Below are 15,829 nucleotides of genomic sequence, written 5' to 3' on the forward strand. Positions count from 1 at the left end.
CTTATGCCAACAGGAATCGATATGTCCCTGCCCAACGAAATGACCCGCATCGAAATCAGCGAACCCGGTGGCCCCGAGGTCTTGCAACCCAAACGCGTGGCGCTTCCAACCGTCGCAGAAGGCGAGGTGCTGATCCGCGTACACGCCGCCGGGATCAACCGGCCGGACGCCTTGCAGCGTGCCGGTAAATACCCGATGAAACCCGGCATGAACCCGATTCCCGGGCTGGAGGTCGCCGGCGAAATCGTGGCCCTCGGAGCCAGTGTCAGCCAGTTCGCCGTGGGCGACAAAGTCTGCGCGCTGACCAACGGCGGTGGTTATGCCGAATACTGCGCCGTCCCCGCCGGCCAGACTCTGCCGATTCCACACGGTCTGGACTGGGTGCACGCCGCCGCAATCCCGGAAACATTCTTTACCGTGTGGGCCAACCTGTTCGGCCTCGGCGGCGCCAGTCGTGGTCAGCGCGCTCTGATTCACGGTGGCACCAGCGGCATCGGCACGACCGCACTGATGCTGTGCCGCGAGTTCGGCATAGAAGCTTTCGCCACTGCCGGCAGCCCGGACAAATGCGCAGCGATTCGCGATCTCGGTGGCGAAGCGATCAATTATCGCGATGAGGATTTCGCGGCAGTCATCGCCGAGAAAACCGCAGGCCAAGGCGTCAATGTGATCCTCGACATCATGGGCGGCTCGTACCTCAACGATAACGTCAGCGCCCTGGCGATGGATGGCCGACTGGTCATGCTCGGTTTCCTCGGCGGCGCGCGAGCCAATGACTTTGACTTGCTGGCAATGATGGCCAAACGCGCGGTGATCACCGGCTCCCTGTTGCGCGCCCGCACTGCCGCCGAAAAAGCCGCGATTGCCGATCAACTGCGTGAGCATGTATGGCCGGCGCTGGCTGCCGGGCGCTGCCTGCCGATGATCGACAAGGTCTACCCGCTCGCCGACGCCGCTCAGGCTCACGCGCACATGGAGGCTGGCGACCATATCGGCAAGATCGTTCTGCAAGTCGTGTGAGTCTTTGCAGCATTTGGTAATTGTTGCGCCGGGGCGGTGGTCGAAAAACTCACGCGCAGACCGAGGCATCTGGTAAAAAGCCTTCTTTGTCTGCGCCTGGGTGAAACGTTTAATGTTCCTGTCCTTCATGACGCGTCTGCGCCGCCGCCGTTTGGCGTTTGCCTGCATGGCCGCGCTGATTATCGGCGTGCCGACCAGTTGTGCCGTGCTCGAACACACCGAACGCAAACTGCTGTTTCGCATCGAACCGGGCACTGCCGGTTGGTATCACGGCTTGCCCGGCAGCGTGCAGGAACTCGACCTGCAACCGAAGAGCTTCAAGGCCGGGCAGAACATTCATGCCTGGTGGTGGCCGGCGGAAAAAGCCAATGCGCCGGCCATTCTCTATTTGCATGGTGTGCGCTGGAACCTCACCGGGCAGTTGTTCCGCATCGAGCAACTGCGCGCTGCGGGCTATTCAGTGCTGGCCATCGACTACCGAGGATTCGGCAAGAGCCATGGTGATCTGCCGTCCGAAAGCAGCGTTTACGAAGATGCGCGGGTGGCGTGGGAGCGCTTCAAACTGCTGCAACCGGACCCGGCCAAACGCCTGATCTACGGGCACTCCCTCGGTGGCGCCGTGGCCATCGATCTGGCCGCGGAACTCGGCCAGGCCGCCGCTCGCGATCAGTCTGCATTACCGGTGCGCGGACTGGTGATCGAGTCCACATTCACCACGCTGGCGGATGTTGCCGCGTCGGTGGCCAACACTTCGCTGCCGGTGCGCTGGCTGCTGTCGCAGAAATTCGACTCGATCGACAAGATCGCTGATATCCACATGCCGCTGCTGGTGGTCCACGGTTTAGCTGACGCTTTCGTGCCGCCGCGCTTCAGCGAGCAACTGTTCAACGCCGCGCAACAACCCAAGCGCCTGCTGTTGGTGCCGGGCGCTACGCACAACAACAGCATGGCGCTCGGCGGGCAGAATTACCGCAAGGCGCTCGACAGCCTGATGCAGAGCAAACCGGCCCCCCGGGTGGCCGGACCTGCCACCGTGCGCAACGGGCGGGACACTTAACGGTAGCCGCGAGCCTGCAAATCGAACAGTTGCGCGTAATGCCCGGCGGCGGCGATCAGTTGATCGTGGCTGCCCTGCTCCAGAATTTGCCCTTGTTGCAACACGATGATGTGGTCGGCATTGCGCACGCTGGAAAACCGATGGGAAATCAGCAACGTCATGCGACCTTCGCTGTGCTGGCTGAAATGCTCGAACACCGCCGCCTCGGCCACAGGATCAAGGGCGGACGTTGGCTCATCGAGGATCAGAATATCGGCATCACGGCGCATATACGCACGGGACAAGGCAATCTTCTGCCACTGCCCGCCAGACAACTCCTGGCCACCGGCAAACCAGCGTCCCAACTGCGTGGCATAACCCTTGTCTAGCCCTTCGATGAAGGGAGCCGCCATGCCTTGGGCCGCGGCCTCCTGCCAGCGTTGCGCGTCGTTGAACGCCAGGGTATCGCCGACGCCAATGTTTTCTCCGACGCTGAACTGGTAGCGGATGTAGTCCTGAAAAATCACCCCAATGCGTCGACGTAACGCGGTCTCCTGCCAATCCTGCAAATCGCTGCCGTCGAGCAGGATGCGCCCTTGATCGGGGCGGTAGAGTCGGGTCAGCAACTTGATCAGCGTGGTCTTGCCTGAACCGTTCTCGCCGACCAGCGCCATGCTCTGGCCTGGCACCAGTTGCAGGTCAATGTTTTCCAGCGCTGGCCGACTGGCACCCGGATAACGGAAACCGACGTTCTCGAAACGCAAACCATCGCCCGGGCAGACGCCGACCGTCAGGTGGCCGCTATCGACCTGAACCGGTTCGGCCAGGTATTCATACAGACTGGTCAGGTAGAGGCCATCTTCGTACAAGCCACTGATCGCACTCAGACTGCTGCTCACCGCGCTTTGGCCTTGCTTGAACAGCACCAGATACATGGTCATCTGACCGAGGCTGATCTGGCCATGTACGGCATCGATCACCACCCAGGCATAGGCCACATAAAATGCCGCAGTACCGAGCAGGCCAAGGCCAAATCCCCAGCCATCGCGTCGCAACGTCAGGCGGCGGTCTTCGGCATACAGCCTGGCGAACGTGTCGCGGTAGCGTTGCAGTAACAGCGGCGCGAAGCCGAACAGCTTGACCTCTTTAATATAAGTTTCGTGGGACAGCAGGGTTTCGATGTAATTCTGCTGCCGACTCTCCGGCGCGCGGCGAGTAAACAAACGAAAGGCGTCACCGGAAAAATGCGCTTCGGCAAAGAATACCGGTAACGCACCGACCACCAGCAATGCCAGCGCCCAAGGGGAAAAATGCACCAGCAGCACCCCGAAGCTGATCAGCATGATCAGGTTTTGAATCAAACCCAACGACTTCATGACCAGCGCCAGTGGCCGGGTCGAAGCCTCGCGACGGACACGCACCAGTTTGTCGTAGAACTCGGAGTTTTCGAACTGCACCAGTGACAGGGTCTGCGCTTTCTGCAAAATCAGCGTATTGACCTTCTGCCCCAGTTGCACCCGCAACAGCGATTGCTGCACCGACAGTGCCCGTTGCGTGCCGGACAACAGCGCCAATACACCGGCCTCCAACAACACGTAACGCAACACGGGCCACAGCGGCGCACTGCCGTGCTGCGCGTGCAACTGCATCGCTGCCACCACCGCATCGACAATCCGCTGCCCCAACCATGCCGCCAGTGCCGGCAGCAAACCGGCAACCAATGTTGCCAGCACCAGCCCCAGAAACAAGCCACGCGATGTCCCCCAGACCAGGCGCAAGGCTCGCTGCGCCTGATCGAACAAGGACGTGAAACGCGATAGATCAGGCATGGGGCTTTGGACTCTGCAGGTGATGATTGTGCGTCATGGTACTCCAGCGCTACGACTGAATTTCAAACGACGAGCGCGTTATCGTCGACGTGCTTTTCAGAACAAAAAAATCTGGAAGACTCATCCCTTTCCGGCGTCCAACGCTCTGCTATGGTTTAACCGCCCTACGCGGAACCCGGCGACACCCGCCCGCTCCGCGCCTGACTGCCGGGAGCAGAGACATGAGAATCAATCCCTACCTGATCTTCAACGGAGATTGCCGCGCGGCCTTCACCTTTTACGAGCAAGCCTTGCAAGGAAAGCTCGAAGCGATGATGACATTCGGCGAAACACCCGCCGCCGAACACGTGCCGAAAGAACACCACAACCTGATCATCCACACCTGCCTGAAAGTGAGTGATCAGATGATCATGGCCTCGGACACCACACCCGATCGCCCGACCCAGGGCATGAGTGGCTGCTCGATTTCGCTGAACGTCGACAGCATTGCCGAGGCCGAGCGCGTGTTCAACGCGCTGGCCAAGGACGGCCGCATCGATATGCCGCTGGAAGCGACGTTCTGGGCGGCGCGTTTCGGCATGCTGGTCGATCGTTTTGGAGTGTCGTGGATGGTCAATTGCGAGAGCGAAAAGTAACCCTGACATTTCGTCAGGCATGAAAAAGCCCAACCTGAAAAGATTGGGCTTTCTGCGTTATCGCTGGGCCAGTTCGTGGCGTACGCATTGTTCGTAATAGGTCTGTTTGACCGCCGCTGGTTTGAGCTTCGACGTGCTGTTGTAGGTTTGCTCGGTAATTCCCATCGCGGTCATACGCATCCACGGTTGCTGGAATCGTCGCACCTGCAATTGTTTGCGCGCGCCATACAGCGAGACGCCTGACAGCTTCGATTGCTGAGCACCGGCAGCGATATCCGAACCCCAGGTGCAGGCAAAGCGATGGCTTTTGCTTAACTCTTTCGCCTGCACGCCTGTGGCGAAGACAGCCAGGGAAAGCGTTGCAACGGTGATAACAATCGTCCGCATAGAGCCCACCTAACCTTTTGAAAAAAGGCGATTTTGCCGGGGAAGCGAACGCCCGGGGGCCAGCAATTTGCCGCCTTTCGCGAGTTTTTTGCGGACGTAAAAAAGGGCGATGGGATTTTCTGATGAAATCCCACCGCCCTTGGCCTGACGATCAGTTGGCGATGACCTCAACGCGCAATCGATCAGCGCCCTCTTCCCGACAATCGATGCGAACCGGCAAAAACACCTCGATCACCGCGATATTGCTGTGCAGATGCTCGGTCATGCGTGGCGTGGTAAACGAGCCGCCACCGGCCAGCGCCATTGGCAACAGCAATTGATCGGCAAGGTGCTCGGCCACCGCAGCACCACTGCGCAACCAGTCGGCGGCCTGATTGATCGCGGCATCGGCGACCTTTTCTGCCCGTAGCGACACTTGGCCAAATGCGCTGAACACCTCGGTGACGTGCTCGAATGCATACTCCAGCAACAACACATTGCCCGGGCCCCGCGCCGGATCGAGGGTGACATGTTGCAGCGCCGCAGACGGCAGACTCAAACGCTTGGCCACTTGGCTCAACTCACGTTCGGCCACCGTCGGTGCCAGCCCGGCAGTGAGCGCCGATGCGTGCTGCGAAACCGCCTTGCCGCGTTCACACAGGTCCAGCCGCGTCAGGTTCGACGGTTGCACGTTCACTTCAATCTCACCACCGCCTGCCGGGACAAATCCATGTCGCAACAAGTCCAGCTCGACGTTGGCGCCCATGCGCCGCAACAGCGGCAGCCAACTGCGCGTGAGAAAATCGGTCGGCGGCGCCAGCGGGTTATGCGTGCCACCCGAGATTCGCACCCGACTCGCCTCTGGTGCCCGCAACAGTGCCGGCAACAAGGTCTGCAATACCAGCGTGCAACTGCCGGCGGTACCGATGGCGAACTGGTATTCGCCAGAGCGAATCGCGCCGGGCTCAAAGCTCAACGCTTGCGAGCCCAAGTGCGCACCGGAAACCGTCGCGCCGCAGACCTCAGCCGCCGCCATGACCGCCGTCAAATGTTGCCTGAGCAATCCCGGACGGCTGCGCCTGGCACGAATCTGTTTAATGCGAAACGCCCTGCCCGTCACCATCGACAGGCTCAAGGCACTACGCAACACCTGGCCGCCACCGATGGCACCGTCCAGTTCTATCACTTCCTGTTTCATGGCATTCCTTACGCGTACAGCCCGACGGTATCCCGGAGGTACTGATCCAGCCGTCGCGAGTCTTCCTGAGTTCTGAGTAATGTGGGCACTTCGCGCTCGAGTTCGGCCGCGATAAACCCGTGCAACGCCGGTCGACGCGGCCCGTAGGCGCTCTCATCGGCATTGCGTTTAAGGGCGAGCAATTCGTCGACTTCATCGAGCAACGCGCGGTCGTCGACGGTGGTCAGCAGGTCGGCAAACGTCATCGGTGGCCGACCTCGTCCCTGATCGATCCAGCGCACGGCCAATAATGGTCGCAGCACGTAGAAGTACTTTTTGAAACGCACGGTTTCACCTTGCAGGTAACCGCGAAAGTTCTTCTTTGCCATCGACAGATAGTGATTGCGCGCTGCTGGTGGGCTGTAGAACGCTTCGGCGAGTTCGCGCAGCTGTGCCACCTGCGCGATTTCACTGCGATAAACCAGCGGCGAGTCGAGCCACTCCAGCAAGGTCGGATTGGATTTGCGCAACAATCCGAGGGTCTTGCGCAGCTCCCAACCACTGACATCAAGTTCATCGTCCAGCGGACGTTCGATCACATCACGCGGCGCATCGACCTGAACGAACCACTCGGGCTTCTCCACGTACACAAACCGTACGTCGTAATCGCTGTCGGTCGAGGCAAAACCCCAGGCTCGACTGCCGGACTCACAGGCATACAACACCCTGACATTGCGCTCGCGCTCTATCCGCGCCAGCTCTTGCAGAACCCGCGCGCGCATCGTATTGCACAGCGGGTGACGCTCTTCGAATTCCATGATTTGCTTTCCTTCATCCTTTGACGCACACCACCTGACGCAAGGTGTGCAGCACTTCCACCAGCTCACGCTGGGCGTGCATGACTTTGTCGATGTCCTTGTAGGCCATCGGAATCTCGTCGATCACCGCCTCGTCCTTGCGGCACTCCACATGGGCCGTGGCGCGAATCTGATCCTCGACAGTGAACATATTCTTGGCCTTGGTCCGACTCATGGTGCGGCCGGCGCCGTGGCTGCAGGAACTGAAGGATTCTTCGTTACCCAGGCCGCGAACGATGAAACTCTTGGCGCCCATCGAGCCTGGAATAATCCCCAACTCGCCCTTCTTCGCCGACACCGCACCTTTGCGCGTGACCAATACCTCTTCGCCGAAATGCCGCTCTTTCTGCACATAGTTGTGGTGGCAGTTGACCGCTTCCAGCGCCACTTCAAACGGCTTGCGAATAATCTGTCGCGTCGCCTGAATCACCGCGCGCATCATCAGCTCGCGGTTCTGTTTGGCGAAGTCCTGCGCCCAACCCACCGCTTCCACATAATCATCAAAGTGCTGACTGCCCTCTTCGAAGTAGGCCAGATCACGATCCGGCAGGTTGGCGATGTGCTGACGCATATCCGCCTGAGCCATCTGGATGAACAGGTTGCCGATCGCATTGCCGACGCCACGCGAGCCGCTGTGCAACATGAACCAGACCCGGTTGGCTTCATCCAGGCACACTTCGATGAAGTGGTTGCCGCTGCCGAGCGTACCGAGGTGCCCGCGGTTGTTGGTGTTGGCCAGTTTCGGGTACTTGTCAGTGATCAATTTGAACCGTGGCTGCAGCCCCGCCCAGGCCTGATCGGCTTGCTGCGGGATCTCATCCCAGGCGCCCTTGTCGCGCCGCGAACGGTTTGAACTGCGGCCATGCGGCACTGCTTGCTCGATAGCGCTGCGCAGCCCGTGCAGGTTGTCCGGCAGATCGGCAGCCGTCAGTGACGTGCGCGCGGCGATCATGCCGCAGCCGATGTCGACGCCGACCGCTGCCGGAATGATCGCGCCGACTGTCGGGATCACGCTGCCGATGGTCGAGCCCTTGCCCAAGTGCACATCCGGCATGACCGCCAGATGTTTGAAGATGAACGGCATTTTCGCGGTGTTCATCAACTGCTCGCGGGCCTCGTTTTCTACCGGAACGCCTTCGGTCCAGAGTTTGATCGGTTTGCCGTTGGCGACTTCGAGCAATTGGTAAGTGTGATCTTTCATGTCTTTATTCGACTGCGTATTAAATAAATCTGAGTTGGCCATCTTGGCGTCTCGCTGGGTTTTGCTGTTCGTTGCGATAGACATAGCAGCGGCCGTGCCAGGTTTTCAATTCCCTCGAAAAAACTTCATAACTCTCTGTTTTAAATGACATTTATTATCTATCGACTTTTTGATCGTTTGAATTGACGACAAACCTGGCGTAAAAAAATTATCATTAGATATCGTTTTTTATCTTTTGAGATAAGCATGCAAAATAGACGTACCGTCGCCATCGGTTTTATCGGAGCCACCCTTGATCGCGTCGGTAAAGGCGCCAATCGCTGGAGCCATTGGCGACCGAGCGTGGGCCTCTGCCAGCAGGCGGATGTGCTGATCAATCGACTTGAGCTGATTCACGGCATCGACGCCCGCGACGTCAGTCTCGCCGAGCGGGTGCGCGCCGACATTCAGCAGGTTTCACCGGAAACCGAAGTGCGCCTGCACTCGATGGCATTGCGCAATCCGTGGGATTTTGAAGAGGTCTACGGCGCGCTGCACGATTTCACCACTGCCTACGCGTTCGACACCGAACACGAGGACTACCTCGTCCACATCACCACCGGCACCCACGTCGCGCAAATCTGCTGGTTCCTGTTGACCGAGGCGCGCTACTTGCCCGCTCGCCTCATCCAGACCTCCCCCGCCAGGCGCAAGAGCGAAGACGAGCACGCCTGTGGCACCCACGCCCTGATCGACCTCGACCTGTCGCGATACGATCGCATCGCCTCACGCTTTGCCAATAAACGCCTCGAAGGCCTGGCATTTCTGAAGTCCGGGATCGCCACACGCAACGCCGCATTCAACCGCTCAATCGAGCAGATCGAACGCGTTGCGGAACGTTCAAAAGCCCCCATGTTGCTGATCGGCCCGACCGGCGCCGGCAAATCATTCCTGGCCCGGCGCATCTACGAACTCAAACGCAACCGCCATCAGATGCAGGGCCGCTTTGTTGAAGTCAACTGCGCCACCCTGCGTGGCGACGGCGCGATGTCGACCTTGTTCGGCCACAGCAAAGGCGCCTTCACCGGTGCACAGAATGCCCGCGACGGCCTGCTGCGTGCGGCCGATGGCGGCATGCTGTTTCTCGATGAAATCGGCGAACTGGGCGCCGACGAGCAGGCGATGCTACTCAAAGCGATTGAAGAGAAACGCTTCTTTCCACTGGGTTCTGACAAGGAGGTGGAGAGCGACTTCCTGATCATCGCCGGCACCCATCGCGACCTGCGCAGCCGGGTCGCTGAAGGCCTGTTTCGCGAAGACTTGTACGCACGCATCAACCTCTGGACGTTCGACCTTCCCGGCCTCGCCGGCCGCCGCGAGGATATCGAGCCGAATATTGATTTCGAGTTGCAGCGCCATGCCCGTGAGCATGGGCAATTGGTGCGCTTCAACCTTGAAGCACGCCGCCGCTATCTGGCCTTCGCCAGCTCTAGCGAAGCGGCGTGGCTGGGCAATTTCCGCGAACTGTCTGCGTCGATCACGCGCATGGCGACATTGGCGGATAGCGGGAGAATTGATGAGGCGCAGGTGCAGGAAGAGATTGAGCGATTGCGTTATGCCTGGGGCCTGACCCAAGTGGGAAGCAACTCAGAAGATTTGCCAGGGAATGAAGAGAGCATGGATCTGTTTGACCGCTTACAGTTGCGGGCAGTGCTTGAGGTCTGCCGGCAAGCAGACAGCCTGTCAGATGCCGGTCGCCGCTTGTTTGGCATCTCGCGCCTGGCCAAGGCGCAACCGAATGATGCGGACCGTTTGCGCAAGTACTTGGGCCGGTTCGGGATTGAATGGAGCCAGTTGGCGCCGTAGATCTCTGAGACGTATAACGCCTGGCCACCTTACTTGACCGGATGCCGCTGGTCTGATGTACCGCACCTTCGCCCTGTGAGTTCTTCCAATGCAGTACATCCCCGACCTGGAAGACAACCTCATGAACAAGCGAATGATTGCTATCGGATTGGCAAGCCTGCTTTCACTGTGCCCACTGTTTTCCCTTGCGGCTGAAAAAACAGGCGGCTCCTCAGTTCCAGCCACTGCGATTCCCGGCGTAAACCAAGGCGGATCCGAGTCAAAAGAAGACAAAGCTGACAAGAAAGGCGAGGAAGCATCAGGATCAAATTCCGGTGCCGAAGCACACGAAACACAGAAGGATGCCAACACCTCGAGCGATTCTGCAGATGTTAAAAAACCCAGCCAGTGAACCGCCGCTTTTGGCCGCTGAACAGATGGTAGCGCCGAGCCATGAATGCTAACGTTCCCGGCCAACATTCAGGGATGGCGCGCCATGTTCAATCGGTTTCTGGCGACAACGGCAATACTGCTCACTTTCAGCTTTGCAGCACACAGCGCACCCTTGCCCAGCGAATACCTGGAAGAGTGCCAGCGAGTCGAAAATTCGGCCAAAGCCATCATGAAAGCCAGACAAGGAGGCGTGCCCCTCTCTTCCGTTCTGGAACTGGCCGACAACGCAGGAAAGGAGAGCGAGTATGTGGGTAGTTTGTACAAAGCGCTGATCGGGCAGGCCTACGATATGCCTAGGGAGTCGGACGCGAGGAAGCAGGAGAAGGTGGTGGCTGACTTTCAGAAAAACTTTTATTCGCTTTGCATCGATTCGGCGCAGAAAACGGCAAGTGGAAGAAGCTGACGGGGAATACTCTTCCATAGAGAGCAAAAATCACTGCGCATGAAAAAGCCCAATCTTTTCAGATTGGGCTAAGTCATTGAATTATATGGTCGGGACGGAGTGATTCGAACACTCGACCCCTAGCACCCCATGCTAGTGCGCTACCGGACTGCGCTACGCCCCGACTGGTTTTGCAACTGTTCTTCATCTCGAAGAACGCTCAAGAATATAGCGCAAGCGTTTGAAAACTGGAAGTATTCAAACGCTGCTTTTTATTTCTTGAGAACCACCAGCACATCTTCCAATTCCGCAATCATCTGCCGAATCATCTGCTTGTATTGGGTCGTGTCGTCTTTGGCTTCATCGCCGGACAGGCGCAAGCGTGCGCCGCCGATGGTGAAACCCTGATCGTAAAGGAGCGCGCGGATCTGCCGGATCATCAGCACGTCCTGGCGCTGATAATACCGGCGGTTTCCGCGGCGTTTGACGGGGTTGAGTTGAGGAAACTCCTGCTCCCAATAGCGCAGCACGTGTGGCTTTACGGCACACAGCTCGCTGACTTCACCGATGGTGAAGTAGCGCTTGCCCGGGATGACGGGTAGTTCGTCGTTATGACTTGGTTCCAGCATAAGCCTCAACTCGGGCCTTCAACTTCTGCCCTGGACGAAAGGTGACCACACGGCGAGCCGTGATCGGGATTTCTTCCCCCGTTTTCGGGTTGCGGCCAGGCCGCTGGCGTTTGTCCCGAAGGTCGAAATTGCCGAAACCGGACAATTTGACCTGCTCGTTGTCTTCAAGAGCGTGCCTGATTTCCTCGAAAAACAGTTCTACCAATTCCTTGGCTTCCCGCTTGTTCAGGCCCAGCTCTTCATACAGACGTTCCGCCATCTCAGCTTTCGTCAAAGCCCCCATACGTCACTTCCTTAACGTGGCGTTCAACCTTTGTTCGAGCGAGGTGAGGATATTTTGCGTCGTCGAATTCACCTCATCGTCATTAAGAGTGCGCGATGGATGCTGCCAGGTCAAGCCAACTGCAAGGCTTTTTCTATCAGGATCAATACCTTTACCCTGATACACGTCAAACAGCCTGAGATCCGTGAGCCATTCGCCTGCATTTTCACGGATTACGTCCAGTACGGCCGCGGACGCGACGTCTTTGTGCGCAATCAGTGCAAGGTCACGACGCACTTCAGGAAAGCGCGACAACTCGTGGAATTTCGGCATTTTACCGAGTGCCACTTCAGCCAGAACCAGCTCGAAAACGAAGACTGGACGATCCAGACCCAAGGCTTTCGACAATTCGGGGTGAATGGCGCCGATGAAACCGACTTCACGCCCTTCGCGCTCGATGCGCGCGGTTTGACCCGGGTGCAACGCAGGGTGTTTGCCCGGAGCGAAGGTGAACGAATCCAGTGCACCGGCGAAGCCCAGCACCGCTTCCACGTCAGCCTTGACGTCGAAGAAATCGACCGTGTCGCGACCTTGCGCCCAACCTTCCGGCAGGCGGCTGCCGCAAACCACGCCGGACAGCATCGGCTCTTGCTTCAGGCCTTCGAGCTGACCGACGAAGCGCAGACCGCTTTCGAACAGACGCACGCGATCTTGCTGACGGTTCAGGTTGTGCTGCAACGCTTTGACCAAGCCAGGCCACAGCGACGAGCGCATGGCAGCCATGTCGTTGGAGATCGGATTGGCCAGCAACAGCGGCTCAACGCCCGGACTGAATAGTTCGAACTGACGCGGATCGATGAAGCTGTATGTGATCGCTTCCTGATAACCACGCGCTACCAGCAGGCGACGCAGTTCCGGCAGATCGCTACGCGCTTCAGCTTTGGCTTGTGGCGCCAGACGCGCTTGCGGGTAACGAACCGGCAAGCGGTTGTAGCCGTACAGACGCGCCAGTTCTTCGATCAGATCGACTTCCAGACTGATGTCGAAGCGATGGCTTGGCACTTCGACGCGCCACTGGCCTTCACCGTCGGCAACAATGCCAAGACCCAGGCCGCCGAGCAAACGCTCAACCTGAGCGGAATCCATTTCCATACCAAGCATCTGAGCGATGCGCTGAGAACGCAGAGTGATCGGTGCGATCGACGGCAGATGCTGTTCGCTGACGGTCTCGATGATCGGGCCAGCTTCGCCGCCAGTGATGTCCAGCAGCAAGCCAGTGGCGCGCTCCATGGCTTCACGGGCCAGTTGCCAGTCAACGCCACGCTCATAGCGGTGCGAAGCATCGGTGTGCAGGCCGTAGGAGCGAGCCTTGCCAGCAACAGCGATTTGGTCGAAGAACGCACTCTCCAGGAATACGTCGCGAGTCGTCGCAGAGACGCCGCTGTGTTCGCCACCCATCACACCGGCAATCGCCAGCGCGCGGGTGTGGTCGGCGATGACCAGCGTATCGCTACGCAGGCTGACTTCCTGACCGTCGAGCAGAACGAGCTTCTCACCCTCTTCCGCCATGCGTACACGGATGCCGCCGTTGATTTCGGCGAGATCGAAGGCGTGCAGCGGCTGACCTAGCTCAAGCATCACGTAGTTGGTGATGTCGACGGCAGCGTCGATGCTGCGCACGTCAGCACGACGTAGACGTTCCACCATCCACAGCGGCGTTGGCTTGGACAGGTCAACGTTACGGATAACGCGGCCCAGGTAACGCGGGCACGCGGCTGGGGCCAGCACTTCTACCGAACGCACTTCGTCGTGCGCGGCAGGAATGGCCATGACCACCGGACGGGTGACCGGCGCGGCATACAGTGCGCCGACTTCACGGGCCAGACCGGCCAGGGACAAGCAGTCGCCGCGGTTCGGGGTCAGATCGACCTCAATGCTGGCGTCTTCCAGATCCAGGTACACACGGAAGTCTTCGCCCACCGGTGCATCGACCGGCAGCTCCATCAGACCGTCATTGCCTTCACCGATCTGCAGCTCGGCTTGCGAGCACAGCATGCCGTTGGACTCAACGCCGCGCAGCTTGGCCTTTTTGATCTTGAAGTCGCCAGGCAGCTCAGCGCCGATCATGGCGAACGGAATCTTCAGGCCCGGACGCACGTTTGGCGCACCGCACACGACCTGGAAAGTTTCCGCGCCATTGCTGACCTGGCACACACGCAGCTTGTCGGCATCAGGGTGTTGCTCGGTGCTCAGCACCTCGCCCACCACCACACCACTGAAAACACCGGCGGCCGGGGTCACGCTATCGACCTCAAGGCCCGCCATCGACAGACGAGCAACCAGCTCATCGCGATCTACCTGCGGGCTAACCCAGCCACGCAGCCATTGTTCACTGAATTTCATCCTGCTCTCCTAAGAATTCGTTACGACTAGCGAAATTGCGCGAGGAACCGCAAGTCGTTGTCGAAGAACAGACGCAAGTCGTTCACGCCGTAACGCAGCATGGCCAGACGCTCGACACCCATGCCGAAAGCAAAACCGGAGAACTCTTCCGGATCGATGCCGGACATGCGCAGCACGTTCGGGTGAACCATGCCGCAGCCCATCACTTCCAGCCAGCCAGTCTGCTTGCAGACACGGCAGCCTTTACCGCTGCACATCACGCATTCCATATCGACTTCAGCGGACGGCTCGGTGAACGGGAAGTACGAAGGACGAAAACGTACGGCCAGCTCTTTTTCGAAGAACACCCGCAGGAATTCTTCGATGGTGCCTTTGAGATCGGCAAAATTGATGTCGCGATCAACCAGCAGGCCTTCGACCTGGTGGAACATCGGCGAGTGGGTGATATCGGAGTCGCTGCGATACACGCGGCCTGGGCAGACGATGCGGATCGGCGGTTGCTTCGATTCCATGGTGCGGACCTGTACCGGCGAGGTATGGGTGCGCAGCAGCATGTTGGCGTTGAAATAGAAAGTGTCATGCATCGACCGGGCCGGGTGATGGCCTGGGATGTTGAGCGCTTCAAAGTTGTGATAGTCGTCTTCGACCTCAGGGCCTTCGGCGATGCCGTAGCCGATGCGGGTGAAGAACTGTTCAACACGTTCCAGAGTCCGGGTCACCGGATGCAGACCACCAGAGGTCTGGCCACGGCCCGGCAACGTCACGTCAATGGATTCGGCGGACAGTTTGGCAGCCAGTTCAGCTTCTTCAAACAGAGCCATGCGCGCATTGAGTACGCCTGTGACACGTTCCTTGGCAACGTTGATCAGGGCGCCGACTTGCGGACGCTCTTCTGCCGGCAAATTCCCCAGGGTCTTCATCACCTGAGTCAATTCGCCCTTTTTGCCAAGGTATTGAACCCGGATTTGCTCCAGGGCATTGATATCTTCAGCGCTTTGCACAGCCTCTAGTGCTTGAGAGACCAGCGCATCCAGGTTTTCCATGTACAGACTCCAGATACAAAATAGGGGAAGAGCTTGAAGGCTCTTCCCCTATTTAAGACGTTTACCACCTGGCCCCACGGAAGTGAGGCCGGGTGATTGTCGGGGGTACTTAAGCCAAGGTGGCTTTAGCTTTCTCGACAATCGCAGCAAACACCGCTTTTTCGTTCACTGCCAGATCAGCCAGAACCTTACGGTCGATCTCGATGGACGCTTTTTTCAGGCCAGCGATGAAACGGCTGTAGGACAGACCGTTAACACGAGCACCAGCGTTGATACGAGCGATCCACAGAGCGCGGAACTGACGTTTTTTCTGACGACGGTCACGGTAGGCGTATTGGCCTGCCTTGATTACCGCTTGCTTGGCAACACGGAATACGCGGGAGCGTGCGCCGTAGTAGCCTTTAGCAAGTTTCAGAATTTTTTTGTGACGCTTACGGGCAATGACGCCACGCTTTACACGAGCCATGAGTTACTTCCTCTATTCTTGACTAAATTAACGAAGGCGCAGCATGCGCTCGACTTTTGCCACGTCAGACGGATGCAGCAAGCTGCTACCGCGCAGTTGACGCTTACGCTTGGTCGACATTTTAGTCAGGATGTGGCTCTTGAAAGCGTGCTTGTGCTTGATACCGTTAGCAGTTTTCAGAAACCGCTTAGCAGCACCACTTTTGGTTTTCATTTTTGGCATGTTCGGATACTCCGCATTCAGTTG

The 15,829-nt window shown here is 58.5% G+C and carries 17 protein-coding genes and 1 tRNA gene; 6 read left to right on the forward strand and 12 right to left on the reverse strand.

Translation table 11 applies throughout. The features are described from left to right. Window positions 1–21: 21 nt before the first annotated feature. On the forward strand, window positions 22–1,020 hold the full coding sequence (locus tag H8F23_RS13605; protein ID WP_194934716.1) for an NAD(P)H-quinone oxidoreductase: 999 nt from the start codon (window positions 22–24) through the stop codon (window positions 1,018–1,020). 112 nt (window positions 1,021–1,132) lie between these two features. Next, window positions 1,133–2,077 (forward strand): alpha/beta hydrolase, encoded by a 945-nt coding sequence (locus H8F23_RS13610; protein WP_194934717.1) that lies wholly within the window; start codon window positions 1,133–1,135, stop codon window positions 2,075–2,077. On the opposite strand, the gene H8F23_RS13615 is transcribed toward H8F23_RS13610, so the two are convergent. Next, window positions 2,074–3,885: an ABC transporter ATP-binding protein gene (locus H8F23_RS13615; RefSeq protein ID WP_194934718.1), complete on the reverse strand. Its 1,812-nt coding sequence runs from the start codon at window positions 3,883–3,885 to the stop codon at window positions 2,074–2,076. The two genes, H8F23_RS13610 and H8F23_RS13615, sit on opposite strands and share 4 nt — an antisense overlap. A 221-nt stretch (window positions 3,886–4,106) precedes the next feature. On the opposite strand from H8F23_RS13615, the gene H8F23_RS13620 reads away from it, so the two are divergent. Continuing rightward, on the forward strand, window positions 4,107–4,520 hold the full coding sequence (locus tag H8F23_RS13620) for a VOC family protein (RefSeq protein WP_194934719.1): 414 nt from the start codon (window positions 4,107–4,109) through the stop codon (window positions 4,518–4,520). Window positions 4,521–4,577: 57 nt separating this feature from the next. Here H8F23_RS13620 and H8F23_RS13625 read toward each other — a convergent pair whose 3' ends face one another. From H8F23_RS13625 to H8F23_RS13640, 4 genes are all read right to left on the reverse strand, one after another. Then, window positions 4,578–4,907: a hypothetical protein gene (locus H8F23_RS13625; protein WP_093439361.1), complete on the reverse strand. Its 330-nt coding sequence runs from the start codon at window positions 4,905–4,907 to the stop codon at window positions 4,578–4,580. A 151-nt stretch (window positions 4,908–5,058) separates the two neighbouring features. After that, a complete protein-coding gene (gene rtcA, locus H8F23_RS13630; protein WP_194934720.1) occupies window positions 5,059–6,084 on the reverse strand; it encodes an RNA 3'-terminal phosphate cyclase in 1,026 nt (341 codons plus the stop codon). Between the two features lie 8 nt (window positions 6,085–6,092). Then, window positions 6,093–6,881 (reverse strand): nucleotidyltransferase domain-containing protein, encoded by a 789-nt coding sequence (locus H8F23_RS13635; RefSeq protein WP_194934721.1) that lies wholly within the window; start codon window positions 6,879–6,881, stop codon window positions 6,093–6,095. 13 nt (window positions 6,882–6,894) lie between these two features. Next, window positions 6,895–8,121: an RtcB family protein gene (locus H8F23_RS13640; protein ID WP_194934722.1), complete on the reverse strand. Its 1,227-nt coding sequence runs from the start codon at window positions 8,119–8,121 to the stop codon at window positions 6,895–6,897. 246 nt (window positions 8,122–8,367) lie between these two features. Between H8F23_RS13640 and rtcR the strand changes: the two genes are divergently transcribed. The 3 genes from rtcR (at window position 8,368) to H8F23_RS13655 (ending at window position 10,801) form a co-directional block, all read left to right on the forward strand. Then, window positions 8,368–9,966 (forward strand): RNA repair transcriptional activator RtcR, encoded by a 1,599-nt coding sequence (gene rtcR / locus H8F23_RS13645; protein ID WP_194934723.1) that lies wholly within the window; start codon window positions 8,368–8,370, stop codon window positions 9,964–9,966. A 121-nt stretch (window positions 9,967–10,087) separates the two neighbouring features. Beyond that, a complete protein-coding gene (locus tag H8F23_RS13650; protein ID WP_095047771.1) occupies window positions 10,088–10,357 on the forward strand; it encodes a hypothetical protein in 270 nt (89 codons plus the stop codon). Window positions 10,358–10,402: 45 nt separating this feature from the next. Beyond that, complete coding sequence (locus H8F23_RS13655) at window positions 10,403–10,801, forward strand: hypothetical protein (protein ID WP_228759225.1); 399 nt, start codon at window positions 10,403–10,405, stop codon at window positions 10,799–10,801. Window positions 10,802–10,887: 86 nt separating this feature from the next. Here the strand turns inward: H8F23_RS13655 and H8F23_RS13660 are convergent. The 7 genes from H8F23_RS13660 to rpmI all read right to left on the reverse strand — a co-directional run bounded on the left by H8F23_RS13660 (window position 10,888) and on the right by rpmI (window position 15,805). Beyond that, a tRNA-Pro gene (locus H8F23_RS13660) sits at window positions 10,888–10,964 on the reverse strand. Window positions 10,965–11,052: 88 nt separating this feature from the next. Next, the gene (locus H8F23_RS13665) at window positions 11,053–11,409 is read right to left on the reverse strand and encodes a MerR family transcriptional regulator (protein WP_003179985.1); all 357 of its coding nucleotides are present in this window, start codon (window positions 11,407–11,409) and stop codon (window positions 11,053–11,055) included. Further along, window positions 11,390–11,692: an integration host factor subunit alpha gene (gene ihfA / locus H8F23_RS13670; RefSeq protein ID WP_002553164.1), complete on the reverse strand. Its 303-nt coding sequence runs from the start codon at window positions 11,690–11,692 to the stop codon at window positions 11,390–11,392. The genes H8F23_RS13665 and ihfA overlap by 20 nt, the downstream gene beginning before the upstream one ends. A 3-nt stretch (window positions 11,693–11,695) precedes the next feature. Next, on the reverse strand, window positions 11,696–14,074 hold the full coding sequence (gene pheT / locus H8F23_RS13675; protein WP_194934724.1) for a phenylalanine--tRNA ligase subunit beta: 2,379 nt from the start codon (window positions 14,072–14,074) through the stop codon (window positions 11,696–11,698). A 26-nt stretch (window positions 14,075–14,100) separates the two neighbouring features. Further along, a complete protein-coding gene (gene pheS, locus H8F23_RS13680; RefSeq protein WP_003226365.1) occupies window positions 14,101–15,117 on the reverse strand; it encodes a phenylalanine--tRNA ligase subunit alpha in 1,017 nt (338 codons plus the stop codon). A gap of 109 nt (window positions 15,118–15,226) precedes the next feature. Continuing rightward, on the reverse strand, window positions 15,227–15,583 hold the full coding sequence (rplT, locus tag H8F23_RS13685) for a 50S ribosomal protein L20 (protein WP_007913489.1): 357 nt from the start codon (window positions 15,581–15,583) through the stop codon (window positions 15,227–15,229). A gap of 27 nt (window positions 15,584–15,610) precedes the next feature. Then, window positions 15,611–15,805 carry a 50S ribosomal protein L35 gene (rpmI, locus tag H8F23_RS13690; RefSeq protein ID WP_002553160.1) on the reverse strand — a complete coding sequence of 65 codons (195 nt, stop codon included), beginning with the start codon at window positions 15,803–15,805 and terminating at the stop codon, window positions 15,611–15,613. Window positions 15,806–15,829: the final 24 nt, after the last annotated feature.

It is taken from the genome of Pseudomonas neuropathica (assembly GCF_015461835.1).
In the GTDB taxonomy this organism is placed as follows: domain Bacteria; phylum Pseudomonadota; class Gammaproteobacteria; order Pseudomonadales; family Pseudomonadaceae; genus Aquipseudomonas; species Aquipseudomonas neuropathica.

Excerpts from the sequence above, each read along its gene's own strand:
- H8F23_RS13605 (WP_194934716.1), top strand. The coding sequence starts at position 22 with ATGTCCCTGCCCAACGAAATGACCCGCATCGAAATCAGCGAACCCGGT.
- H8F23_RS13610 (WP_194934717.1), top strand. The coding sequence starts at position 1,133 with ATGTTCCTGTCCTTCATGACGCGTCTGCGCCGCCGCCGTTTGGCGTTT.
- H8F23_RS13615 (WP_194934718.1), bottom strand. The coding sequence starts at position 3,885 with ATGCCTGATCTATCGCGTTTCACGTCCTTGTTCGATCAGGCGCAGCGA.
- H8F23_RS13620 (WP_194934719.1), top strand. The coding sequence starts at position 4,107 with ATGAGAATCAATCCCTACCTGATCTTCAACGGAGATTGCCGCGCGGCC.
- H8F23_RS13625 (WP_093439361.1), bottom strand. The coding sequence starts at position 4,907 with ATGCGGACGATTGTTATCACCGTTGCAACGCTTTCCCTGGCTGTCTTC.
- rtcA (WP_194934720.1), bottom strand. The coding sequence starts at position 6,084 with ATGAAACAGGAAGTGATAGAACTGGACGGTGCCATCGGTGGCGGCCAG.
- H8F23_RS13635 (WP_194934721.1), bottom strand. The coding sequence starts at position 6,881 with ATGGAATTCGAAGAGCGTCACCCGCTGTGCAATACGATGCGCGCGCGG.
- H8F23_RS13640 (WP_194934722.1), bottom strand. The coding sequence starts at position 8,121 with ATGAAAGATCACACTTACCAATTGCTCGAAGTCGCCAACGGCAAACCG.
- rtcR (WP_194934723.1), top strand. The coding sequence starts at position 8,368 with ATGCAAAATAGACGTACCGTCGCCATCGGTTTTATCGGAGCCACCCTT.
- H8F23_RS13650 (WP_095047771.1), top strand. The coding sequence starts at position 10,088 with ATGAACAAGCGAATGATTGCTATCGGATTGGCAAGCCTGCTTTCACTG.
- H8F23_RS13655 (WP_228759225.1), top strand. The coding sequence starts at position 10,403 with ATGCTAACGTTCCCGGCCAACATTCAGGGATGGCGCGCCATGTTCAAT.
- H8F23_RS13665 (WP_003179985.1), bottom strand. The coding sequence starts at position 11,409 with ATGCTGGAACCAAGTCATAACGACGAACTACCCGTCATCCCGGGCAAG.
- ihfA (WP_002553164.1), bottom strand. The coding sequence starts at position 11,692 with ATGGGGGCTTTGACGAAAGCTGAGATGGCGGAACGTCTGTATGAAGAG.
- pheT (WP_194934724.1), bottom strand. The coding sequence starts at position 14,074 with ATGAAATTCAGTGAACAATGGCTGCGTGGCTGGGTTAGCCCGCAGGTA.
- pheS (WP_003226365.1), bottom strand. The coding sequence starts at position 15,117 with ATGGAAAACCTGGATGCGCTGGTCTCTCAAGCACTAGAGGCTGTGCAA.
- rplT (WP_007913489.1), bottom strand. The coding sequence starts at position 15,583 with ATGGCTCGTGTAAAGCGTGGCGTCATTGCCCGTAAGCGTCACAAAAAA.
- rpmI (WP_002553160.1), bottom strand. The coding sequence starts at position 15,805 with ATGCCAAAAATGAAAACCAAAAGTGGTGCTGCTAAGCGGTTTCTGAAA.